Origin of the sequence: Planctopirus hydrillae, from assembly GCF_001707835.1 — a bacterium.
Classification (GTDB): Bacteria; Planctomycetota; Planctomycetia; order Planctomycetales; family Planctomycetaceae; genus Planctopirus; species Planctopirus hydrillae.
Map to the genome: position 1 here is coordinate 1 of NZ_LYDR01000030.1, position 21,522 is coordinate 21,522.

The 21,522-nt window shown below is 54.2% G+C and carries 19 protein-coding genes; 9 read left to right on the forward strand and 10 right to left on the reverse strand.

What is annotated here, in order from left to right:
- Positions 1–63: 63 nt before the first annotated feature.
- The 4 genes from A6X21_RS25455 to A6X21_RS02125 form a co-directional block, all read right to left on the reverse strand.
- The gene (locus A6X21_RS25455) at positions 64–222 is read right to left on the reverse strand and encodes a TadE/TadG family type IV pilus assembly protein (protein WP_165603659.1); all 159 of its coding nucleotides are present in this window, start codon (positions 220–222) and stop codon (positions 64–66) included.
- An 86-nt stretch (positions 223–308) separates the two neighbouring features.
- Complete coding sequence (locus tag A6X21_RS02115) at positions 309–1,481, reverse strand: vWA domain-containing protein (protein WP_165603660.1); 1,173 nt, start codon at positions 1,479–1,481, stop codon at positions 309–311.
- 77 nt (positions 1,482–1,558) lie between these two features.
- Positions 1,559–1,975, reverse strand: coding sequence for a TadE/TadG family type IV pilus assembly protein (locus A6X21_RS02120; RefSeq protein WP_068845787.1), 417 nt, complete (start codon positions 1,973–1,975; stop codon positions 1,559–1,561).
- 405 nt (positions 1,976–2,380) lie between these two features.
- The gene (locus tag A6X21_RS02125; RefSeq protein ID WP_068845789.1) at positions 2,381–4,813 is read right to left on the reverse strand and encodes a hypothetical protein; all 2,433 of its coding nucleotides are present in this window, start codon (positions 4,811–4,813) and stop codon (positions 2,381–2,383) included.
- 818 nt (positions 4,814–5,631) lie between these two features.
- Between A6X21_RS02125 and A6X21_RS02130 the strand changes: the two genes are divergently transcribed.
- The 5 genes from A6X21_RS02130 (at position 5,632) to A6X21_RS02160 (ending at position 10,136) form a co-directional block, all read left to right on the forward strand.
- Complete coding sequence (locus A6X21_RS02130; RefSeq protein WP_068845791.1) at positions 5,632–6,042, forward strand: 6-pyruvoyl trahydropterin synthase family protein; 411 nt, start codon at positions 5,632–5,634, stop codon at positions 6,040–6,042.
- A gap of 217 nt (positions 6,043–6,259) precedes the next feature.
- Positions 6,260–7,168: a DUF4106 domain-containing protein gene (locus A6X21_RS02135; protein WP_068845793.1), complete on the forward strand. Its 909-nt coding sequence runs from the start codon at positions 6,260–6,262 to the stop codon at positions 7,166–7,168.
- A 633-nt stretch (positions 7,169–7,801) separates the two neighbouring features.
- A complete protein-coding gene (locus A6X21_RS02150; protein ID WP_240490140.1) occupies positions 7,802–8,836 on the forward strand; it encodes a peptidoglycan recognition protein family protein in 1,035 nt (344 codons plus the stop codon).
- Positions 8,833–9,600 carry an alpha/beta hydrolase gene (locus A6X21_RS02155; protein ID WP_068845802.1) on the forward strand — a complete coding sequence of 256 codons (768 nt, stop codon included), beginning with the start codon at positions 8,833–8,835 and terminating at the stop codon, positions 9,598–9,600. The genes A6X21_RS02150 and A6X21_RS02155 overlap by 4 nt, the downstream gene beginning before the upstream one ends.
- 125 nt (positions 9,601–9,725) lie before the next feature.
- On the forward strand, positions 9,726–10,136 hold the full coding sequence (locus A6X21_RS02160; RefSeq protein WP_068845803.1) for a nuclear transport factor 2 family protein: 411 nt from the start codon (positions 9,726–9,728) through the stop codon (positions 10,134–10,136).
- 173 nt (positions 10,137–10,309) lie between these two features.
- Here the strand turns inward: A6X21_RS02160 and A6X21_RS02165 are convergent, their stop codons facing one another.
- Positions 10,310–10,765, reverse strand: coding sequence for a hypothetical protein (locus tag A6X21_RS02165; RefSeq protein ID WP_131818143.1), 456 nt, complete (start codon positions 10,763–10,765; stop codon positions 10,310–10,312).
- A 351-nt stretch (positions 10,766–11,116) separates the two neighbouring features.
- Complete coding sequence (locus A6X21_RS02170) at positions 11,117–13,639, reverse strand: GTPase family protein (protein WP_068845808.1); 2,523 nt, start codon at positions 13,637–13,639, stop codon at positions 11,117–11,119.
- A gap of 290 nt (positions 13,640–13,929) precedes the next feature.
- Here A6X21_RS02170 and infA point away from each other — a divergent pair, with 290 nt between their 5' ends.
- Positions 13,930–14,148 (forward strand): translation initiation factor IF-1, encoded by a 219-nt coding sequence (gene infA, locus A6X21_RS02175; RefSeq protein ID WP_013112376.1) that lies wholly within the window; start codon positions 13,930–13,932, stop codon positions 14,146–14,148.
- 234 nt (positions 14,149–14,382) lie between these two features.
- Positions 14,383–14,913: a ribonuclease HI gene (rnhA, locus tag A6X21_RS02180; protein WP_068845854.1), complete on the forward strand. Its 531-nt coding sequence runs from the start codon at positions 14,383–14,385 to the stop codon at positions 14,911–14,913.
- 146 nt (positions 14,914–15,059) lie between these two features.
- On the opposite strand, the gene A6X21_RS25305 is transcribed toward rnhA, so the two are convergent.
- Positions 15,060–15,182, reverse strand: coding sequence for a hypothetical protein (locus A6X21_RS25305; RefSeq protein ID WP_261340636.1), 123 nt, complete (start codon positions 15,180–15,182; stop codon positions 15,060–15,062).
- A 32-nt stretch (positions 15,183–15,214) separates the two neighbouring features.
- Between A6X21_RS25305 and A6X21_RS02185 the strand changes: the two genes are divergently transcribed.
- Both A6X21_RS02185 and A6X21_RS02190 read left to right on the forward strand, forming a co-directional pair.
- On the forward strand, positions 15,215–16,561 hold the full coding sequence (locus tag A6X21_RS02185; RefSeq protein ID WP_083233340.1) for an SGNH/GDSL hydrolase family protein: 1,347 nt from the start codon (positions 15,215–15,217) through the stop codon (positions 16,559–16,561).
- Positions 16,562–16,757: 196 nt separating this feature from the next.
- Entirely contained in the window at positions 16,758–17,375 is a 618-nt protein-coding gene (locus A6X21_RS02190; RefSeq protein WP_068845810.1) for a putative signal transducing protein, read from the forward strand.
- Positions 17,376–17,564: 189 nt separating this feature from the next.
- On the opposite strand, the gene A6X21_RS02195 is transcribed toward A6X21_RS02190, so the two are convergent.
- The 3 genes from A6X21_RS02195 to A6X21_RS02205 all read right to left on the reverse strand — a co-directional run bounded on the left by A6X21_RS02195 (position 17,565) and on the right by A6X21_RS02205 (position 21,340).
- The gene (locus A6X21_RS02195) at positions 17,565–19,040 is read right to left on the reverse strand and encodes a DUF1501 domain-containing protein (RefSeq protein WP_083233341.1); all 1,476 of its coding nucleotides are present in this window, start codon (positions 19,038–19,040) and stop codon (positions 17,565–17,567) included.
- A gap of 296 nt (positions 19,041–19,336) precedes the next feature.
- Positions 19,337–20,191 (reverse strand): SPFH domain-containing protein, encoded by an 855-nt coding sequence (locus tag A6X21_RS02200; protein WP_068845812.1) that lies wholly within the window; start codon positions 20,189–20,191, stop codon positions 19,337–19,339.
- A gap of 591 nt (positions 20,192–20,782) precedes the next feature.
- On the reverse strand, positions 20,783–21,340 hold the full coding sequence (locus tag A6X21_RS02205) for a hypothetical protein (RefSeq protein ID WP_068845814.1): 558 nt from the start codon (positions 21,338–21,340) through the stop codon (positions 20,783–20,785).
- Positions 21,341–21,522 lie beyond the last annotated feature (182 nt).

The window sequence follows — 21,522 nt, forward strand, 5'->3', positions numbered from 1 at the left end:
AATGGCTTTATGCATGGCCGCATGGGAAGAAACAAACTTGGTATGAGCGAGACGAGCAGAAGTTTAAGTTCGCGGTTTCAGGCGAGTCACTTCGACAGCGCCAAAGAAGATTGCGAACAACACCGGGATCGTCAGTGAAAGCTCGACCGATAGCGCACCCCGGCGGGAAGTGGATCGATGATGCCATCGTAAGGGATTGTGCTGGTTGGATCTGGCCTGCATGGTCTCGAAAGTTCTCTCTGTAGACAGACAGTTCAAAGTGCCTGGATTTGTTTGGACATATCAAGCAGCCCAAGGGGAGGACGGTGTTATTCCGTGAGAACAATGGGCAACGTTCGAGCAATATCAGCGAAGGCAGCTTCGAGAGCGGCACTGTTGGTGGCAGGATAATTAACACCACCGGTCGTGCTGGAAACCTGTGGTGTGATATCTCCACTTCGCGGCAACAGACTGACGGAATGAATCACAATTCCTTCGTTAGCGGCATCCTGTGCAGCCAGTAACGGATTACGCCCCTGATTCCAGAGACCATCGGTCATGAGAATGATGATCCGATGGGCGTAAGGGCGAGTACTTTTTGTGGCGTTTAGGATCTTTCGCGCTTCATCAATTCCGGCAGCCATATTGGTGGCACCGAGCATGACCTTTTCGGAACGCCCTCTAATGGCCTGATTGAGATCGGCCAGATTGGTTGTGAGAGGGACATCGATAAAAACTTCCGGACTGTTGGTTTTGGTGAGTTTGCCTTCGTAGTTCGACTGGGTGATTTTGGAGGCCCACGTCACCATGGCCACACGCGGTTTTGGTTCCTGAGAAGCAGTAATGCTCACAAATGTCTGCATGGCTCGAGAGAGTGAGGCCCAGCGACTGAGTGTAGGATGCGGAGGAAACGCGACCGGATCCGGATTACGTGGAGTCCCGGGAGGATAAGACCAATCGACACCCGTCAGGTCGAAACACATCGAGTGGGACCGGTCGATCGCAAAGCAGATTTCAACTTCCGTACTCGCTGAGACGGCTGATCGAGTCGGCTCGAACTGGCCCGTCCCGAAAATACTGCCAAAAAACAGGGGGACAGCCCCGGCAGCAGAGGATTCCGTCATTGCTGAGTTCACGCGGACGGCAGTATAGGGCAACTGTCCGGCATTGAATGAAACGGAGTTATCCACATTTCGAAATGCCAGTCCAAACTCGATCTGATCGGCAGTCAGAGTCAAAGAACGGCCACCGACTTTATTGGCAGCAGCCGTGGCAATGGCCGCTTCGATGGCGGCCTCCGTATCCTGAGTTCGACGCAGAGCTTCCATCCCGGCTTTGGCAGAGGCATCGGTCGCAGCGCGGAGTTCAGTCCGCACCAATTGCATGTAGGCCACATCGACGGTGAACATCGTCATGGCCAGAAGTGCCACAATCACAACGGCCACCAGAACCAGCATCGCCCCCTGGCGATGTGCTCGATGACCTGGCAGTAAGGAAGGCAACAGGCGCTTCCGCAGTGATAAGCGTTTGGGAAGAGAATGAACGTGCTGCATAGTGAATGACTTATGAGGAGCGTTGCTCAAGTGCGTACCATCGAGGTACTGGCTTTGATGTTCGACAGACGGGTAAACCAGTCGAAGATTCCCGAAAGGCTCGTGGCTGGCGAACTGACTTCCACAGTGATGAGTGTCCCTGTGGGTGTGTTGGCAGTCACGTTGGGAGTAAAGGTGATTGTGGCGCCAGAAACGTTGCGGCTCGCCAGAACTTCTTCTCCGCGAGCGCGGGCCGCAGCCATGGTGCCCCCTGTCGATGTGACGGTACGGGCCGCTTCATAACTGGCTTGTGTGAGTGTGGTCTTGAGAAAGATCGCGTTGGCTGACTCAATCGAGCCGAAGACCACCAGAATGATGATCGGGAGGCAGATGGCCAATTCGACCGTGGCAGCACCGAGTCGGCTGGAGCGGCACCCCGATGAATGGCGCGATCTCGTCTTCACGTTCTGTTCCCCAATTATTACAGACGCTCAGCTCGATCATGTCGATGTACTGACCTGATCGAAGCACACAAGTGAGGTTTTCACTCGACGTTCGAGAAAGTGATGGATGAGAGGCAATCATGGGGAATTGATGGCCAGACACAATTTGAGAACACTCCGTCTGAAAACGCTACGTCAGAAAGTGGAAGTGGGAGTGAATGAAGAGCAGAGATTGTTTCATCGCCGAAGACGCAACGAGCAACGTGGCCGGTTGAAGTGATTGCAGGGATTTTGCAGGCAAAGGGATGTGGTGCCATCCGAAAGAACTTCTTGCCCCCGTCGTCAAGACGTCGGGAGAAATGCCAAAGGAAGACCCTCACCCTGCCCTCTCCCACGAAGACGCGGGCGAGGGTTCCAGATGGGCGATCAGTCGATGCCGACGCCCAGCCAGCCTTCGGCAGCACGGGCGTAATTGAAGACGGGGGGTTGTCCTTCGCGGTTCCAGAGCTCTTGCGGGAGCTGGCGTGGAAGTGACAGCCGGGGGAAGTTCGCTTGAATAGATTGCCGGACAATCCCTTCGGCCATCCCCAGAGTGGCTGTGCGGTCGTCAGTCAATGATTTCACTCGAATGTTATCGAAGGTGAGATGGACAGTCTGCTGATCGATCACCAGCTTCGCAGGAATCGTGACTTCCATTTGTGGGAGGACGGCTTGACCTCCAGGTTGGAACTGAGCCTTGAGAATGATCAGCAGTTCGTCTCCATCAATGCGGAACCGCAATGGTTCAACATCGTCAAAGACGATCTTCGTTTCGATATTCGGGACTTTGAATGCGGCTCCGGCTGGTGCAGGGACTTCGCCAGCCCCGGGGACAAGTCCTTTGAGCCAATTCGAGAGCTCTTTGAGTTCTCGATCGCTGGTGACTTTGCCACGCAGATTGGCACGATCTGCGGCTCGATTCAAAACCGTCTCATGCAGAAACAACGTGACAGCATGATCTTGCAGGGCTTCAGCAGGCATAGGCTGCAGAATGGGAGCGTCGGCTCCAAACTGACCGGCAAACTGCAGATGGGCATGGGTGGATGACCATCTTTGAACAGATGGCATCAGTGTCAGATCTTCCAACTGTTCCTGCAGACGCTTGAGATCGACGTTGGCATTGCCCAGTTCGCGATCGACTTCCCGATTGAAGCTCGCAAAGACAGTCTCCGCCACACGGTCACGGGCAATGATCTCGGCCTGAGGTTGTTGCCTCTGGGCGACACTCATGGCAATGCGTTCGGCAATCGGCCCGATAAAGGGACGCCCGGAGTAAACTGTTTGAGCACTGACGGGTGTGTTCTGTGCGCGGGCCTGAATGACGGCTGCCCGGGTCGCGAGTTTGAAGCCATCAAACAGGACATCCTTGGTGCCACGGAATTCTTGAATCCCTTGAGTATTGATGGCCGCCTGAGAGGTGTATCCCGTCGTGCGGGTCTGGCCTCGCCCTTCGAGGACAAACTGCCCGCGGGCCGTATCGGTCGAAGGGAGCAGATTCAGCCAGGCATGAGAGGTGGTATCGCGTTCGCCAACTACGTTGGCACCGAGAACAAAATCCCGCACTTCACCCGGTTCACGGCGAGTTGTGGCCACGAAACGATTGATGAATTTTTCTTGAGAGGTCACGTAAATCTGAAAGGGAGCGGCCACTGAAGGGCCTAAAGGGACGTTGACATTCTGCACACCATCTGGCAAGGGTGCGAACATGGCCCCCTGGCCCTGATTCGAACCAGGCGATGGAATTGAGCCTGTGGCGGGAATGGGTGTGAGCGGAGGTAAAGCGTCACCTGTTGATGAAGGGGCGAAATCGGCCTTCATTCCCGGGAGTTCTGGCCCATCAAATGCGCTGTTACCACCAGAGAGATTCGCGTTGAGACTTGGATCGTTACCCAGGGACGGGGGTTGATCGCTACGTGAGCGGGACGCGATGTCGGCAGTACTGCCGTTACCACCAGACCGTTCCAACCGGCGTCTTTGAGCAGGGGTGAGAGGTCGATTGTTAGGAGTGTTGGCCGCTCCTGTATTGGGTGGATTCCCTGATGAAGGATTCGCAGATGGAGTTGAGCCGGGGCCTGAATAGACCGTCACAGGGGAACCGCTCCCCGGAGGAATAGCGGGGATGGTGCCTCCGAGACCACTGGGTCTGTTCGTCGCAGGAGTGTTATTCGAGCCGGCGGTGGCAGGTGACTGGGTGGCTGGTGTCCGGGGTGCTGGTCCCTGATTCTGGACAGGAATGACCTGACTGGAAATGGGGAGCCCGGTATAGGGATCAATCACCACGGGTGCCTGATAGTTCGGTAGGCCGTACTGCGGAGGAAACGGATAGCCTGGCACCGCCAGAGGTTGATTGAGTGGCTGGGGTTGATTTGCAGGCTGCGGTTGATAGGAAGAAATTCCTGGTGATGGGCCAGACCCTGTTGGCGGGCTGCCAATCGATGGTGTGCCTGGATATCCACCGGCATTTGATATGCCGGGGCTGAAGACCGGCGTACCGCTGGCTGGGTACGGCAAGGGCTGTGTGATGTATGGAATTGGCAAGCCGGTGTAGGGATCAATGTATTGAGGAACTGGTGTGCCCCACGGAGCGGGTGTATTCCACGCCTGCTGGTTGGCTAATCTTGCCTGCCGGCGAGCTTCTGCTCTGGGCCCGGCAGCTTCGGAAGAAGTGGCCGCTGCCCCCAAAAGCAATGCGCCCACTAAGCCCTGTGTGGTCACATGACGAAGCTGTGTGGTCACACGACGAAGAAGTGAACTCGAGCAGAGTTTTGCCAGTCGGGATGCTGATGAATTCGATGGTCTGAAATTCGATGGCAGTTCCATAGTGGGAATCTCTTCCAGCGGTTTAGAAACTCGCATTGAACCCGATGTGAAGCTGGCCCGAAGCAAAGCTCCCCGAAATCAAAACGCTTCGAAGCGAAGCATTTTGGAGCAAATCACTTTGGAGCAAATCTCAGAGAGGTGATTGGAAAGTCATCCGGGTGTTTTCCGGCGGCCAGTGCATGAACGTCCGTCTGTCCATTGAAATAATGACCGGGGTTTCTCATTTCCCTAAGCCGGATTTTCAACGCCCGTAGAAAACACTCAGAATCGTCTCCTATGAAAGACTACCCTTTTGTTCATGAAAAGAGAATCGGCAGTTTGAAAGGAGAAGCTCTTTCTCAAAGTCATGGGTCGTTAATCCTTAATAGATCGTTCATCCCCAATCATTCAGTTACGCACTCGGCGGAAAACAAGTTGGCTGAGATGACTGGGTAAAATTTACCAGGAGGCTGTTGTTGTAATTTTGTACGTCATTGCGGCTGATGAGTCACTTTGGTGGCATCAGATCATGACACATGCTGACTGCACATCACATGCCCGGCTTCTCGAAAACTCTGAGTATTGGTGCTCGGCGAAGACAATACCCACAGATTCTGGGGTTTATGAGGATCTGGAGCGAAATGAGAGATACACCATGCTGTGTTCGGAGGTTTTGAGAAAGGCCATTCCTTAAGCCGCGATGTGGCCTGCTGGTCTGGGCTTAGGCCAGGGCTTGGCGTGGGTGGGCTGTCGTTCGAACAGCGGGATGAATTTGACCGTCATCCTGTCTAAAATTGGCAGGTTGTTGCGGTGAGATCAATCTTTGGGAATGAATACTGATGTTTGAAGTTTCTTCAGAAATCCAGTTCTGTTATGGACATCGGCTGCTGAATTACAGTGGGAAATGTCGGCATCTTCATGGGCATAATGGGAAGGCCATTATCACACTGGCGGGCGAAAGCCTGGATGAACGAGGCATGCTGGTTGACTTTGGTGATCTGAAGCGGACTGTTTCCCAGTGGATTGATGATCACCTGGATCATCGAATGGTACTCTGCGAACGTGACCCGATGGTCAAAATTCTCCGCGATGCTGGCGAACCGCTGTATCTGATTTCTGAAAATCCGACTGCCGAAAATATTGCCAAGCTGATCTATGAGAAGACAGTGGAAGTGGGATTACCTGTCATTCAAGTGGGGCTGTGGGAAACGGCTAAAAACTACGCGGTTTATCGCGAACGGAAAGTTTGACAGGTGGCGGGAGCCTGGTTTGACTCGCAAATTCTGCCAGAAATGAGTCGAAAATCAGTCTCTTATCGGAAATAGGAGATGTGGAGAAATCGGGCTGGACACATTTTGCGACTTCATTAAGAATCCGCCGCGAGTCGCCCTGTTGGTGGCGATGTCTCCTTGAGTCGCGGCCGGTCCTGTCCGGAAGCTGACTTCGCTTTCCTGGACCAGACCACCTATGCAAAAAACACTCTGCATGATCGCCGGGGGGTGCCTCACACTGCTGGTGGGCTGTCACTCCTCTCCCTATTACGGTCAGCCGCAATACTTTGGCAGCCCCGGGATGTCGGCTCCTGCTTCAGGCTTTGTGCAACCCGGCACAACGTATGGCGCGCCGGGTGGAACCTATGCTCCCCCGGGTGGTACTTACGTACCTCAAGGGGGAACTTATGTGCCGGAAGGGACCGTTCCCAGCAATGGCCCGACGCTGTTGACTCCCACACCGACGCCCAACAACCCGACATCTCCCAACTGGCGACCAGACCCGAATTCCGGTGGCAGTGCACAACCCTTTAACAACAATCCGCCCTCGACATTCGGTGCACCCCCGAATGATCGGACTGTCCCGAATCCACTCGACACTCCCTTTGATGTTTCGCCTGGTGCGAACAAGGATCCATTCCCAAAGACAGGTTTGAATCGACCATCGGATCCATTCCCGCCAGCGAATTCTCCCGTCACGCTGGATCCGTTGATTGAAACCCGTCGAGAAACTCCTGCACTGGCCAGCACGACAGATTCGGCCATGCGGGCCACCAGCAATACGCGATCGATCCCGCAACCGGTGGTTGATCCGACCCGGCCCAATCCTTATGACTACGACCGCAGCAATTATGCCTGGTTGAGAGGTGTTGTCGATTTTGATCCCTCGGATCAGACGTGGCACATCATTTACAACCTGACCCCGGGCAAAGATGATGACCTGGGTGGAAGTGTGGCTCTTGTGGTGGATCCGAACACGACGAAACTCTCAGACCGTTCTTTGGTGCAGGTCGAGGGTGTGGTGGACCCCAATCAACGTGATAAGACGGGGAAGCCCATGTACCGGGTGATCGCCGCACATCCACTCACGCCGCGAAATCATTAAAATGATTTTGTTGGTTGATAGTTGATGGTTGTTTAATTCAGCGCATGTCTGGTTCATGCCGACTGCGGTTTGCCGGGGTGAATTCGCGAAGTCACGCGTGCTCAACAGCGATCGATACCGACTGCCACAATTGAGCAGAGATCTCCTCGGGGTGAGATTTCGGAATTGTGGGAAACGGGCTGTCTGGCTGAGGCTTCTGTTGCCGTGGCCTCCTTTGACAGGGCACGACGTTTCTTCAAAGCAACATGTCGCACCGCCTGAGCCACTTCACAAGATGCTTTTCCCGCATGATCGCACCAGGTGTCGTGATCGGCAATCTCGGTGAGCGTCGTGTGATTCATCCCACTTCAATGAGAATTCAGATTCCCTCGTAAAACTCATGAAAAGGGATGCAAGGCGAGTTGTGGGTATTCTGCATAATCTGCGTGATCTTTCAGGAGCACGTTTATGCCCGCAAACTTCGTGCAGAATACCGAAGCCACCATTCACCGTCCTTCAGGATCGGCGTCAACTGCTGGTCACGACAGACTTTGCGTTGACACTTTCGGAGGCCATTTTTACACTCCCGACGACCTTGCCGGGCAGGATTCCGGCCTTTGGGTGATTTGCAGTGTTTGGGCAAGGAGGCGTCGCGTGTCGACGATCAGCCACATCCTGAAGAGCCTTCATTGCCCGGTGCTGTGGCTTGCGGCGTGCTGTTCTCTCGTGCTGAGCGGCTGTGCTGACCCCCTGTGGTCTGGTGTGAGTGATCATCAACTTGGCCCCTGGCCCGAGCCTGTCGTGGTCGTGATTGGCGAGAGTTCCAGCGAGATGATCGACGTTTGCCAAATCGAGCCAGCCAACGCCCCAAACAGTGCTGCTCCTTTAGGCGCCCACGAGCCACAACGAATTGCCCATCAGGCTGCCAAACCTGTGATCGATGATGCGCGCCATCTCGAATTAGGGCCTGACTCCACAGGTCTCGTCAATCCGGTGAGACACGAATCGACCGCCGACGAATCGAGGCGGCTGGCGCAGGCACTCTTTGCCATTCAACCCGAGATCAACTCACCACGAGAACAGGCTGCCAACGGATCGGTGGTCAAGTCTTTGCCATTCATTCATCAGCCGGCAAAAAGCCCTCTCAAGCCGTGGAAATACCTTGTGCTGCATCACACAGCAACGACATCGGGAGATGTCGAGAGCATTCATCAGAGCCACTTGAAGAACAAAGATCGATCTGGCAATCGTTGGCTGGGAATTGGTTATCACTTTGTGATTGGCAATGGTGATGGCATGCCCGATGGTGAGATTGCCCCGACTTTTCGGTGGCACCAGCAACTGCCGGGAGCCCATGCCGGAAACAAAGAGTTTAACGACTGCGGGATTGGCATCGTGCTGGTGGGAAACTTTGCGAAAAAACCACCCACAGAAGCTCAAGTCAGCGCTACCAAACGCCTCGTTTCTGATTTAGCTAATGAGTTCGTGATCGAGAGTTCCTGCATTATTGGCCATGGGACGGTCAGGGCTACGGAATGCCCTGGTCGCTACTTTCCTATGGATGTTGTCAAGAAGGGTCTCGGGATTGGTCATGAAGGCCAGCCTGATGCCGAGCCACCGCATGCCACACCGCCCGGGAAAACTGCGGCAGCGACTCCCCGTCGCACGAAGGGAAGCAATTCGCAATGAACGGCAATTCACAGTCGCATTCCTCCGACGATCAGTTTTTTACTCATGATCGGCATCAACCGGTGCACTATCCGGTTTATCCCGAGATCGATGCCAAACCCGATCAGGGTGAGTTCTCGAAAGGTTCGGGCACAAATCACGTCTGGCAAGCAGAAGTTGTGCTGCCTGAGAAGCACGAGCCCGCCTATGCGTACCCTGTGCTCATCTGGTTGCATGGTGATGGCCAGAATGAAGCCGACGGGATTGCGGCCATTCATCGCGCCAGTGACCAGAACATGATTGGCATTGCACTGCGTGGCGATACCACCGTTCGCGGGGGCTATGCCTGGAATGCTGATCCGCTGGCTCTGGCGAGCTTTATCGAAGCGCTGATCTTGAGTCTTTCTGTCCAGCATCGCATTCATACAGATCGCATCTTTATCGGTGGGTACGAATCGGGAGCGAATCTGGCACTGCAACTCCTCCTGGCCAGCCCGGCCACTTACTGTGGAGCGGCTGTCCTTTGCCCACGGATGAAGTCACTGTCACTTCCCGCAGAAATGACACGCCTGTCCCGCGGGCGCAAAGTGCTGGTCGCTTCTCAATTGAGTGGCAGCCCGACTCATCTGATTGACCTCGTCGAGTTTGATCGTCAACTGGAACATCTCGGACTCGATGTCCGTTCGTGCTATTATCAACCCACCGCTCGAAAACTGACCCAGCGAATGCTCCGCGATGTCGATCACTGGATGATCAGCACGCTCTCTTCGGCAGTCGGGGTTTAGCCCCGGCTCTCTGGCCTCAGGAGGCTGCCGGACCTGCTTTGTGATTTCCAGAATAGGTTCGGCAGGTCGCACTTTACTCATTCATCCATCCATGCGAACGGAAGTCTCAGCAGAAAGCCAACGCCATGTCAGGAAATGTGGGCGCTGGTCGTCATGCCGATGAGCTGGCCATTCGGACGGTTCAGTATCGCTGGCTGGAAGCGACGAAGAAGTTCGATCGGCAGGTTCTCAGTTCGCTCATGACAGATGATGTGGTGTTTCTCACGCCGGGGCGCCTGCCTTTCGGAAAGGAAGAGTTTCTGGCTGCCTGTGAGCAGAACGACCACCGGATGATCATGGAGGCGACCGCGACCTTTGAGGAAATCGTGATTGTCGAGCCAATGGCCTACACGCGGACGCATCTGCACATCAAGGTGACACCGAGCGGCGGTGGCGCAGTTCGAGAACTGGCCGGCCATGCGATGTCGATCTTTCGACGGTCGATGTTTGGAGAATGGCAACTGGCGCGAGATGCGAATCTGGTGGTGCCAATTTAATGATGCAGATCTCTGGCGACCAAAGTGAATACGCGGTAATGGCTCGGAGATGACAGACTGTTTACGAGATTTTTTAGATCCATCGCGAATGCAGGGATATCTGCTAATTCCTCAGCCGGCATGAATGTTATATCGATCAAAAATGGTGCATTCCGAAGACTTCATGCACCCTACTAAGAATCGTCTTCACAACGAACGGCTAATTTGGTTCCGTGAAGCCTGTCGATGCTGTCTCGCACTTCCCAGCTTCTGACACCGTACTTGCGACGAAGTATGCGACGAACCGTCGAGGTGCCATACATTTCCGAAAAGCCTGCTAACTGCTTCTGGCAATCGTTCCAGCCATCGTTTTCAGAATCAGTATATACTGGGGGAAGCTGCTTCAGGGAAGGCCCCAGGTTCTGGTCAAAAGGATTCATCGGCGATTCTGCGAACAATCGATGTGACCGAAGAAACTCTACAAGGCACTCGGACCAACCTTGTTGATAACAACCCGGATAGTCACGCTTTAGATTCCATTCGACCGTTTCGTTACCCATGGTTCGCCAAAAGAATGTTTCTGGCAAGCCGTTTGGGATTTTGACGACCATTTGCAATGAAATCCGATCTGCGAGCACTTCATCTCGCAAACGGAATCCCGCAAGAGCCGAAAGTCCCAGCAGCAACAGAATCACAGCCAGGTTGCAGGGATATTGGCATATCAGTGAGATGGCATTCTTGCGGATTGCATTAGACATAACGCAGTGAACTCGACTGATGATGGCGGTCAGTGACACATCATAAATATGATCTGTACAAGTTCTGGATGGATACTACACACAGATGGAACAATAGAGAACGAGATCTCGAATTGCGATGAGCGAGAGAAAGATGATTGTTCAACTCGCCATTGCTGCATACCAACTTCTTCTATGTAGAAATTATTGACAATTGACAACCGAGAGGTTCAAGGCAGAAACATTGTAAGTCATGTTTTGTGATCACTTCAGCGTCCCTTCAATCATCCTGAGAAGTTTGCGGCCTTCGTCTCTTGCGGTTTGCCACCACGCTTCCCAGTGATCCTGACGGGCATGATGAGCCTTGAGCAGTAACAACCCCTGGGCCTGAGGAAGCTGGGCGATGAGCAGGGGGATCAAGTATTCATCGATGCCATAGAGCCGGTTGGGTGATTCTGGTGTGCCGGGGTCCAGACTTGCAGTACGTGCCTCCAGTCGAGTGGCGACTGGCACCCAGTGCCTGATCGTCGATTGAAAGACCTCCTGGTGATATTGAACGACTTCGCGAACCGAGACTTCTTTAGTCCGCGTCGCAGCCGGATTGAGGAATTGATAAGGGGGTGACCATTCGAGAGTCGGTCTCAGCAGATCGACTTTGGAGATGACGCCCACGAGAAGTGGCGGTCGCTCCTGGGGATGCTGCTCGAAGTACTCCTGCAAACGATGCATCAATTGCACATCAGGATCTTTGGCGGGATTGTTGGCGGCCATCACGAGCAGGACAACTTCGGCTTGCCGGGCTGCTTCAAGAATTGCTGCAAACTGCCTGGGAGAGAGTGTGGCATCGGTGTAGCCGGGAGTATCGAGGAGCACCACCTCGCCTGCCGACATGGGCAGGAGGCAGTGATATTCTGCCACACCTGAAGTGGCGGGGAGAACATCGACAAAAGCGGCCTGCTGTCTGAGGATGGCATTGATAAGACTCGACTTTCCCGCTTTTACCTGTCCGACAACGGCCAGTTTGACCAGCGGGCTTAATGAGTCTTCGGCCTCACGTTCAACGGGAACCTCAGGTTGAGAATCGGCTGTGTGTGAAAACGCTTCAGGGGTGGCGGCTGCCAGAGAGAAGTTTTCGTCGATGATCAGTGGAGCGGGATGCCAGCTTTTCATCTGCGCATCGGCCAGACGAATTCCCGCCAGCCGCCAGCAGCGGGAGTACTCGTTGCGTAACCAGTCGTTGAACTGATCTTTGGAGATGGAGACGAGATTACCCGCCAGTTCGGCAGCGAGGGTCCAGCCAATATTCTTGACAATCTCTGCCGGTGTTAAGGCACGAATCCAGCGTGTCAGATTCCATGTTTTGCCGAGGGTGTCGAGCATGGGCCTCGTTTGCTCATATGTCTCTCTGGCCTGAGTGGCTCGCTGTAACCAGGTTTCGACCTGTCCGATGGTGAGTACTGTGGAAAGGGGCCAGGCAGCGATCATGGGCTCCAGATCGATCGCCAGAGATTCCACAACCATTAAGCCCTCGGGGACAGTGAGATCCTCCAGATGCAATCGACCGCGAGCACCAAGTGAGTTCCCGATTTTGCTCATCAACAGTTGAAGATCCTTGCGGTAAGGATCGCATGTTTGAGCGGGAGGCCAGGGTCGCTCTTTCGCAAACGAGCCGATGGTTTCATCGATCGCTATGCGTGTGGACTGGCTGATGGGGGCTTTTTTCTGGGAAGACCACCAGTAGAACGAGAGGCTCCAGCAAAGGGCGGTGAAGATTCCCAGTGGCAGCCACCATTCATCCACAATCAGTGCGTAAATGCCAATCAGCGCCAGCCAGAGATACGGTATCAGCAGCAAGGTATAAATCAGCCAGACACGCCAGGTGATGGGAAGTATCGGGCGGCGTACAGCCGGGGTGGTCTGGGCCAGTTTTCGTTCGAGTTCAGTGTAGGCCTGGCTTCCCTTTCGCAAAGCGCCATTCGATAGCGAGATCATCAATGTTCCGGCTTCACCCGCAATCTGTAGTAAAGCCGCCTGGAGAAACTCTCGCGAAAGCCAGTCCTGGCAACGTCTCCAGATCAATCGGGGAATGATCACCAGCAGCAGAAAACTGATCATCCCACGGGCGAGTACCAAGCCGGTTTCCGATTCAAAAATGGTTGCGGCGAGGCCAGAGATCAGTAGCAGGAGACCACCGACGCCCGCCGCAATGCGATCAATCTGAATCTGTCGCCTCCGATAGATATCGGAAGCTCCCATGAGGAGCAGGCCTTCACGTGCGGAGATGATTTCGATCCCGGGAATGGCACTTGTCAGCCAATGACGGAGCGATCTGGCAGCCAGGCCTGCCATGGCCACCAGTTCAATCACAGTGCGATCGCTGTAGGGTTGAGCGACGCCGGGCCGGTAAATCTGGGCTATGGCACGGGCCATGTTCCCCAGTGCATCGATGAGAAGTTGAAATCGAGCCTGAGGGGCAGGTGCCTGTGGCAACTGGTGTGCGAGCTCGAGTTCGGCTTTCTGAACAATTTCATAGGCAGCCTGATCCTGCCGGGAGACCCCTGTGGGAATGACAATGGGCGGGTGAGGAAAGAGTTTTTTGCTCAGGATCCATTGCCGCAGAAGAAGCAAAGCGAATGACCAGCACAGGAGTGCCAGGACTGAGGTATAGCCTGTGAAAGCGCTGAGGAGTGGCCGCCAGATCCAGTCGAGAATGCCAGCGATCATCGCACCGATCAGGGGGAGTACGAAGAGTAACCCTGGGCCATAGCGGTCGATCAATCGCGACATCCTGAGGATTCTCCAGGTCGGGACAAAGGCAGAGCAGACGAAGCGAATCACAAAAAAGCAGCACAACTCGTTATTTATCAATAATTTATGAACATCCAGTGGTGCTGCCTACTGATGATTGTCCGCTGGATTCTACTACGATGAGATTTCCGTCTGCTTGGCGAAATTCCCGGGAACTCGTTCCGAATCAGGTGGTGGCAGAGTTCTGGACAACTCGTTAGAATCCAAGGAAGGCTGTATCGACAACGTAGCAGATTTATCCTTTTTAACGAAAGAACAGGCAACGAGTTATGGCGAAAGAAGAAGCCATCGAAGTGGATGGCGACGTCGTGGAGGCTCTGGCCAACACGCAATTTCGAGTCTTGCTCTCGAATGGACATGAAGTTCTAGCTCACGTCGCGGGAAAAATGCGTAAACACTTCATCCGTATTGTGCCGGGTGACAAAGTGAAGGTGGAAGTGAGTCCTTACGATCTCAATCGTGGGCGAATTATCTTCCGCGAGCGTTAACAGATTGCGGTCGGCTCTCGGCTGGCCAGATCGCTGTCAATGCGTAAGGTATCGCATGCGCAGGTTACCTGTGCAGATCATACTGCTGAGCGGAGATCCGCTCACCTTCAGCGATGTGGCGTTCGCTCTCAGCCTGAGCGGTTTTCATCCCCAAGGCGGGAGATGTTCGCCTGAGTGTGAATGAACGTCTCGTTCCAAATTCTACGACTGGTTCATCCAGAGGCTCGCCAGACCATGTCAGCTCATCAGACCGGGTCAACTGCTCCCTCTGCCAGTGCACTGGACCAGGAACAATCAGCACTTCCTTTTGTGCAGCTTTTTACAGACGGGGCATGCAGTGGTAATCCTGGCCCTGGTGGCTGGGGTTACATTCTCCGGCATCCCGCCTCTGGCAAAGAGAAAGAGGCCAGTGGTGGCCTGGCTGAGACCACCAACAACCAGATGGAACTGCAGGCTGTTATTGAAGGTCTTCAAGCCCTCAAAAGCCGTTCCCGGGTAGAAGTGGTGACCGATAGCAGCTATGTCGCCAAGGGATCCAGCGAATGGTTACCCGGTTGGAAGCGTAACGGCTGGCAGCGCAAAGAGGGCAAGTCGTTCAAGCCCGTTAAGAACGTCGAGTATTGGCAAGCTCTTGATCAACTGCTGGCCAGGCATCAGGTGCAGTTTAAGCTGATCAAAGGGCATGCAGGGCATGCGGAGAATGAGCGCTGCGATGTGCTGGCTGTCGCTGCTGCTGCCGCCGCCAAAGCCTCTGCCAACGGCTGATCGCCTGTGTGGCTGATAACCACACCCTTCCGCACTGTTCAGTTCTCCGGGCCATCAGGTTCGTGCCACTCAACGCATGAAAAAAGCATCGGCAGCACACGCGCTACATGCGGCTTCCTACTGTCGTCAGCATACGACCACCCAGGTTACGAATCGCTGGCGACCAGTTCGCCGACCCGTCCATGATTTCCAGCGACAGTTCGTTCGGAATCGTCTTTAAAGTGTGATTGCGACTTTCCCATCGATAGACTCATGCCATGATTGGCCACTTGCCCCGATCCCTCCCTGAGAGAGGCTTTCCATGAGTTGTCGCACGATGCCACCACCCCGGCCCATTCGCCAAGTCTCTGCTTTTTTGCTGCTCGTGATGACTTGGCTGGCCTGGCAACTTGCCAGTGTGGCGATTATCGCAGCCGATTCTCCGGCCTTCAAAGAGGCGGTGGAATGCCATCCCCGAGGAGGTTTGCCCCATGTTCGAGCAAAGATCGAAGCTGGCCAGCCGGTGAAGATTGCCTATCTGGGGGGCAGCATTACGGCTGCACCCGGCTGGCGTGTGCTTTCCCGTGAATGGCTGATGAAGCAATACCCGGGCGTTCCATTCGAGCAGATTGATGCCGCCATTGGTGGCACGGGTTCCGATCTCGGCGTGTTCCGGCTCAAGAATGATGTTCTCCGTCATGAGCCCGATCTCCTTTTTGTTGAGTTTGCTGTCAACGATGGAGGTGCTCCCCTTGAACAGATCCATAAAGCGATGGAAGGGATTGTCCGTCAGACATGGAGGTCGAACCCCAGGACCGACATCGTCTTCGTCTACACAGTCAGCGAGCCATTTCTGGAACAGCTCCGCAATGGCAAGATGCAGCGGTCGGCCAGTGCGATGGAAGATGTTGCTGAACACTACAAAATTCCTTCGATTCATTTGGGAGTGAAAGTCGTTCAACTGGAGAAAGATGGAGAGCTGGTTTTCAAAGCTCCCAGACCAGCCGACATTCGCGAGGCCAGGCCGCTTGTCTTTTCGACGGATGGTGTCCATCCCCATGTGGAAACAGGCCACGAAGTCTATGCCGCCACGATTGCCCGCTGCTGGCCAGCCATCATGGAGGCGAGTGGGAAACCAATTGACCATGCACTCGATCCGCCATTACGGACAGATCACTTCGAGCGGGCCCAGCAGATTCCCATCACGGCCAACATGCTCAAGGGAGCGTGGAAAAAGCTCCCTGCTGATCACACGCTGGCGCGGCGATTTGCCCGGAACATGCCCGAGCTCTATGAAGCGGAAGCTCCCGGCGCTGCCCTCGAATTCACGATCGAAGGTACCACACTGGCGATCTTTGACCTGCTGGGGCCGGATGGTGGGCGGTTAAAGATCACGTGGGATGATCTGCCGCCGACTTATCAGAACCGGATTGACCCGTATTGCACCTATCACCGGATGGGAAAGACGACAATTGCCAGCGAGCGGCCTGCAGGGCGACATCGCGTGCGGATTGAACTCATGCCGGAGAAGCTCGATAAACGAGAGATTCTCTTTGAACACAACCGCAAAGATTACGATGACCACCCCGAAAAGTATGCCGATCACAAGTGGATCGTGGGCTCAATTCTGCTGATTGGTGACATTGTCGAGGATGAACCGCCGCAATAAGCGTTATTTATCGAGTTTTTTCTCTGTGCCAACTCAGATATATAGTACAAACTGACGTACTGATCAACTCAGCTCGATCAAGACGACCTGTTGAGCATGTCACCTGAGAGACGATAGATCAAAGAAGGCCCACAAATTGAGACCCTTGAGTCGTTAAGGCATTCACAGAAACTCATCACTCTATGGATTTGCAGGAATGAGCCACGATCTCGTGACACTTCGCGTCTTCTGGAACGAAGTTGAGGCCAACATTGCGGCATCAATCTTACGAAGTGAGAACATCAAGGTCTATCTGAGTGGTGGCGAAATTGCATCGATGAATTGGACTCTCGCAAATGCTATTGGAGGAATTCGACTTCAAGTTGCTGAACAGGATGCGGAACGATCGGAAGAACTTCTCGAAGCTGCTGTCAGCGAAGATGCCGAAAACTTGCAGGCACGCACAAATGAGACAATCCCTGACAATGCAGACGTGGCTGACGACCATGAATCTGACTGGGAAGAAGATGAGCTATCGGATGAGTATCAACTCTCCGACGATGCTGCCCGTCGATATGAAGAAACTCTTTCATTGCGAGAACAAAAAGCGGGGTACGCCTTGAGGTCTGCAACCATAGGTTTGCTGTTTGTTCCGTTGCAGTTTTATACAGCATATCTGATTCACGATGTGTATACATTGGAGGGCCAGCTTCGCCCCAGATATGTTCGCTACACATGGATTGCGTTTCTATTTGCAGCCCCTTGTTTAATGTTTATGGGAATCATGTTTGCACAACTGCTGGGGGCATTCCTGGATACTTCTCTGGCTGATTAGTAACTGCAATGGAGAGCTGCTGTTGGCCTTCCGTATAAGACAGAAGCGGCGTCGATGACGTTTCCGTGGAATAAAGAAACATCACTTCCAGCTTATTGGATACCTCTCCTCGGAGCATATTGCCGCTCATAAAAGGTGAAGCTCTTATAACTGGTGATTGCTACCAAAAGTGGAGCGAATCGCTTTGCTTTAAGCCAGCATTTCGTGAATCACATGCCCGTGGACGTCGGTCAGGCGGAAGTCGCGGCCCTGGAAGCGGTAGGTCAGGCGTTCGTGATCCATACCCAGGAGATGCAGCATGGTCGCATGCAGATCGTGGACATGGACTGGACGGTCTTCAATGTTGTAACCAAAATCGCAAGTCCGGCCGACCACCGTCGCCGGCTTGATCCCACCACCGGCAAACCACATCGAGAAGCACCGGGGATGGTGATCCCGGCCATAATTCTGTGGTGACGGGCGGCCCTGCGAATAACTCGTCCGGCCAAACTCTCCACCCCACACCACCAGGGTGTCCTCCAGCAAACCCCGCTGTTTCAAGTCAGCTACCAACGCAGCGGAAGGCTGATCGGTTTCCCGGCACTGTGTCGAAATTCCTCCCGGCAAGCCGCCATGTTGATCCCAGCCCTGGTGATACAACTGAATGAATTTGACACCACGCTCTGCCAGCCGCCTTGCCAGAAGACAATTGGCGGCAAATGTGCCCGGCTTGCGGCTGTCGGGCCCATACAGCTCAAAGGTGGCCTCGGTCTCACCCGAAAGATCGGTGGCTTCCGGCACGCTGGCCTGCATGCGAAACGCCATTTCATACTGCGCAATCCGCTGAGATAACTCAGGATCGTGCGTCTCGATTTCACGCTCTTTCTGCAGTTGTGCCAATGTTTCGAGAGCGGCACGTCTTTGCTCGCGACTGACTCCCGGAGGATTGTTCAGATAGAGGACGGCATCTTTCCCCGAGCGGAACTGAACTCCCTGATGCTGCGATGGAAGAAAGCCGGAGCCCCACAGGCGCGAATAGAGTGGCTGGTCAGTCTTACCCCGGGTGATCAAGACCACAAACGCGGGGAGATTCTCGTTATCACTTCCCAGGCCATAATTGAGCCAGGCACCAATACTGGGGCGACCGGCAATCTGAGAGCCGGTCTGCAGGAACGTAATGGCGGGATCATGGTTGATCGCTTCCGTGTAGATGGAGCGAACAATGCAGAGGTCATCGACGATTTTGGCCGTGTGTGGCAGTAAATCGCTGACCCACGCCTGTGCAGCCCCATGCTGCTGAAAACCAAACTTCGATCCCACCATGATCAAAGAGGATTGATTGGCCGACATCCCGGTCAATCGCTGGCCTTGCCGGACAGAATCTGGCAAGGCTTCTCCAAAGCGATCGTTGAGCAGAGGCTTGTAGTCGAAGGTTTCCAGTTGCGAAGGCCCGCCACTTTGAAACAGGTAGATGACGCGTTTGGCTTTGGGAGCGAAATGTGGCTGACGTGTCGCAGTGGGTTCGGCCCCAAATGATAAACCAGATGTTGAACCCGCCAGGAGATGAGCGAGGGCCAGACTTCCGCAACCATTCCCGGCCTGAGCCAGCCACTGGCGGCGAGCCATCGCACCTTGATTTGTTCCGGCAGGGTTCGATCCAAGAGATTTCGGGAGTGGTTGATTCATCGTCAGGGATCATTTCACAACAAGTCGATAGCCGGCGTGGCACATAGTTTCGCCATGAGATCGTGCAGGCCGGCAATGATTTGAAATCTGCCGGCAAGCACAATTCTACGCTAATCAGAAATCAACAGCACGTTGAAAGTTCAGAAAAGCGTGCTGGTTCTAAGTTGCTGACTCGGACGTTTGAGTCCAACCACCCCGGTATAGACCACGCCCTTCCGCAGAGCCTCCAGGGTCGTGCCACCCAGGGTCGTGCCAACCAAGACCGGCCACGCCTCAATACGGGAAATTTGATGTTCTCACGACTCGGTGGTGGAGGAGCCTGTGCCTGGGGCATGTTTTCTGCCCCCGGCCTGCACAGCCAGTACGGGTTGCGTTCGCTCGCCACTGCAGAGCACGACCAGCAAGTTCGAGATGAGCTGGTCCCGGTCGGATTCCGAGAGTTCAAAGCCGCTGTCTCGCAGTCTTGTTACGGCATCTTTAACAATTTCGACCGCCCCTTCGACAATCGTTTTGCGGGCGTCGATCAAAGCCATCGCCTGCTGACGCATCAGCATCGATTGAGCAATTTCTGGAGCGTAAGTGAGATCGTTGAGTCGCACCATCAGCACGCGGATTCCCGCTGGGTTCACGGCATCCTGCAATTCGGCCACAAACGCCTGACTGACAATTTCGCTCTCTTTTTTGAGGCACGGGATGCTGGGATCGCTTGATTCGTAAGGGAAGAGCGAACTGACCCGCTTGACCACAGCCCCGGCCTGATCTCCCAGAAAGCGGTGGTAATCGGTCACATGCAGAGCGGCCTTGATGGTGTCTTCGACACGATAAACGACCACCGCACTGATCAGCACCGGGTTGCCATTTTTTTCCACTACGGTTTCAGTCGTCAGATTGTAAGTGGTGTCGCGGGTGGAGATTCTTTGAAGTGACCTGCCGACAGGATGAATCCAGCGGATCCCTTCACTGCGCAGCGTTGTCAGATATTTGCCAAACCTCAAGACCACGACTTCTTCGCGCGGGCCCACAATGATGAACCCGAAGAGCAGAATGGGCGGAAAGATGATCGAGGCTGCAATGATCAGCCCCAGTTCCATCATGCCGGCAGTTTCGGCAGAAGGTTCGGAATATCGACTCGACGACTGACTGTGGGACATCGCCATCTCCAGAGATTGGGGCCGTTCTGTGGAACCTGCCCTCAGGAACGCGAAGCTCACTTCGTCAGATCATTTCGAATTTTCGAATCTTTTAATGAATTTTGAGAGTTGGAAGTTGGGGAGCTTAGTGAAGGGAAAGCCAGCGCTGGTCGAGGCTGGCGATATTGCTGACTGATGCGTTTGTCAGGGAACCACATTGCGGTGTGGGTCGCGAAGACATGTTTGCTAAGAGCCGCTGTCAATTACACACAACTTTGCATGCATATTGATCTGAAGTGTGGCTTACGGCTGGGTGGCTGGGGTCAAACGTCCTCGTTTGCCCCCAGGTCGATTGATGTTACTTGTTCGTGGCAATTGTGCTGGTGAGTTGTGAGAAATTTTTCGGATGCATTCATGCTGGTGAACCCGATTGACCAGGGGGCGGATGCAGACATCCGACCCTTGCCACCCCGGTAAAGACCACGCCCTTGCGCAGAGCCTCCAGGGTCGTGCCACCCAAAATCGTGCCACACAAGAGCGATTGAAAAGTGGTGGCAGGGAATACGCATGGGATGAGGCGTGCTGTGGCTGTGCGAAATCCTTGAATCGGAGTTATTCCGACCTGGTTGGCTCAACAGGAGTGGCCTGATTATTTGCGGGCTGGGAATCCACTGCACTCGACGTGGTGGCTTGAACTTCGGTTGCGCTAGTCGTTTGGGCTGGTGGTTTGGCAGGGACGGCGACTTTCACATAGCCCGAAATGCCAATGATGATAGCGCCAAGGACAATGCCCACTGTCTGCCAGTAAGCCATGCGCGTGCGTACTTTTTCCGCCAGTCCAGAGCGTCCCACCAAGAGCGAAGAGAGGAAGAACAGGCCAAAGGCCAGCAGCATCTTGGTGCCAATCAGCATATGATAAATCTTCTGTCCCTCGCGGTCAGGCATGGCTTTGATGTAGTTATAAAAACCGCTTACCAGGAACAGCAGAATCCCCACGTGTACAAACATCTTCCACCGGGAAATAATGGCCGACCTTAAGGCGAGATGCTGATCTTCGGGCAACTTGCTCACGATGGGGTAGATGACAAATCGCAAAAAGACACTCCCTCCGATAATCACGACGGCAGTTCCGATATGTGTCCAGCGGGAGAGGATGTCAATGACTTCCATTTACTTAAACCTTATTCAAATAACAGGTTGTGACAGATTTACCAGCGAACCCCAGGCAATCGCATGGATGTTGGAAAAGACCCAGCCCGGGAGATGCTCAGACTGACATCCCTGGGCGGATGATTACGAGACGAATCAGGCACGAGAGCATAGCATGCCCCGGCGTGAACTTCCCAAAAGTC

Excerpts from the sequence above, each read along its gene's own strand:
- A6X21_RS25455 (WP_165603659.1), bottom strand. The coding sequence starts at position 222 with ATGCAGGCCAGATCCAACCAGCACAATCCCTTACGATGGCATCATCGA.
- A6X21_RS02125 (WP_068845789.1), bottom strand. The coding sequence starts at position 4,813 with ATGGAACTGCCATCGAATTTCAGACCATCGAATTCATCAGCATCCCGA.
- A6X21_RS02130 (WP_068845791.1), top strand. The coding sequence starts at position 5,632 with ATGTTTGAAGTTTCTTCAGAAATCCAGTTCTGTTATGGACATCGGCTG.
- A6X21_RS02135 (WP_068845793.1), top strand. The coding sequence starts at position 6,260 with ATGCAAAAAACACTCTGCATGATCGCCGGGGGGTGCCTCACACTGCTG.
- A6X21_RS02155 (WP_068845802.1), top strand. The coding sequence starts at position 8,833 with ATGAACGGCAATTCACAGTCGCATTCCTCCGACGATCAGTTTTTTACT.
- A6X21_RS02160 (WP_068845803.1), top strand. The coding sequence starts at position 9,726 with ATGTCAGGAAATGTGGGCGCTGGTCGTCATGCCGATGAGCTGGCCATT.
- A6X21_RS02170 (WP_068845808.1), bottom strand. The coding sequence starts at position 13,639 with ATGTCGCGATTGATCGACCGCTATGGCCCAGGGTTACTCTTCGTACTC.
- infA (WP_013112376.1), top strand. The coding sequence starts at position 13,930 with ATGGCGAAAGAAGAAGCCATCGAAGTGGATGGCGACGTCGTGGAGGCT.
- rnhA (WP_068845854.1), top strand. The coding sequence starts at position 14,383 with ATGTCAGCTCATCAGACCGGGTCAACTGCTCCCTCTGCCAGTGCACTG.
- A6X21_RS02185 (WP_083233340.1), top strand. The coding sequence starts at position 15,215 with ATGAGTTGTCGCACGATGCCACCACCCCGGCCCATTCGCCAAGTCTCT.
- A6X21_RS02190 (WP_068845810.1), top strand. The coding sequence starts at position 16,758 with ATGAGCCACGATCTCGTGACACTTCGCGTCTTCTGGAACGAAGTTGAG.
- A6X21_RS02195 (WP_083233341.1), bottom strand. The coding sequence starts at position 19,040 with ATGAATCAACCACTCCCGAAATCTCTTGGATCGAACCCTGCCGGAACA.
- A6X21_RS02200 (WP_068845812.1), bottom strand. The coding sequence starts at position 20,191 with ATGTCCCACAGTCAGTCGTCGAGTCGATATTCCGAACCTTCTGCCGAA.
- A6X21_RS02205 (WP_068845814.1), bottom strand. The coding sequence starts at position 21,340 with ATGGAAGTCATTGACATCCTCTCCCGCTGGACACATATCGGAACTGCC.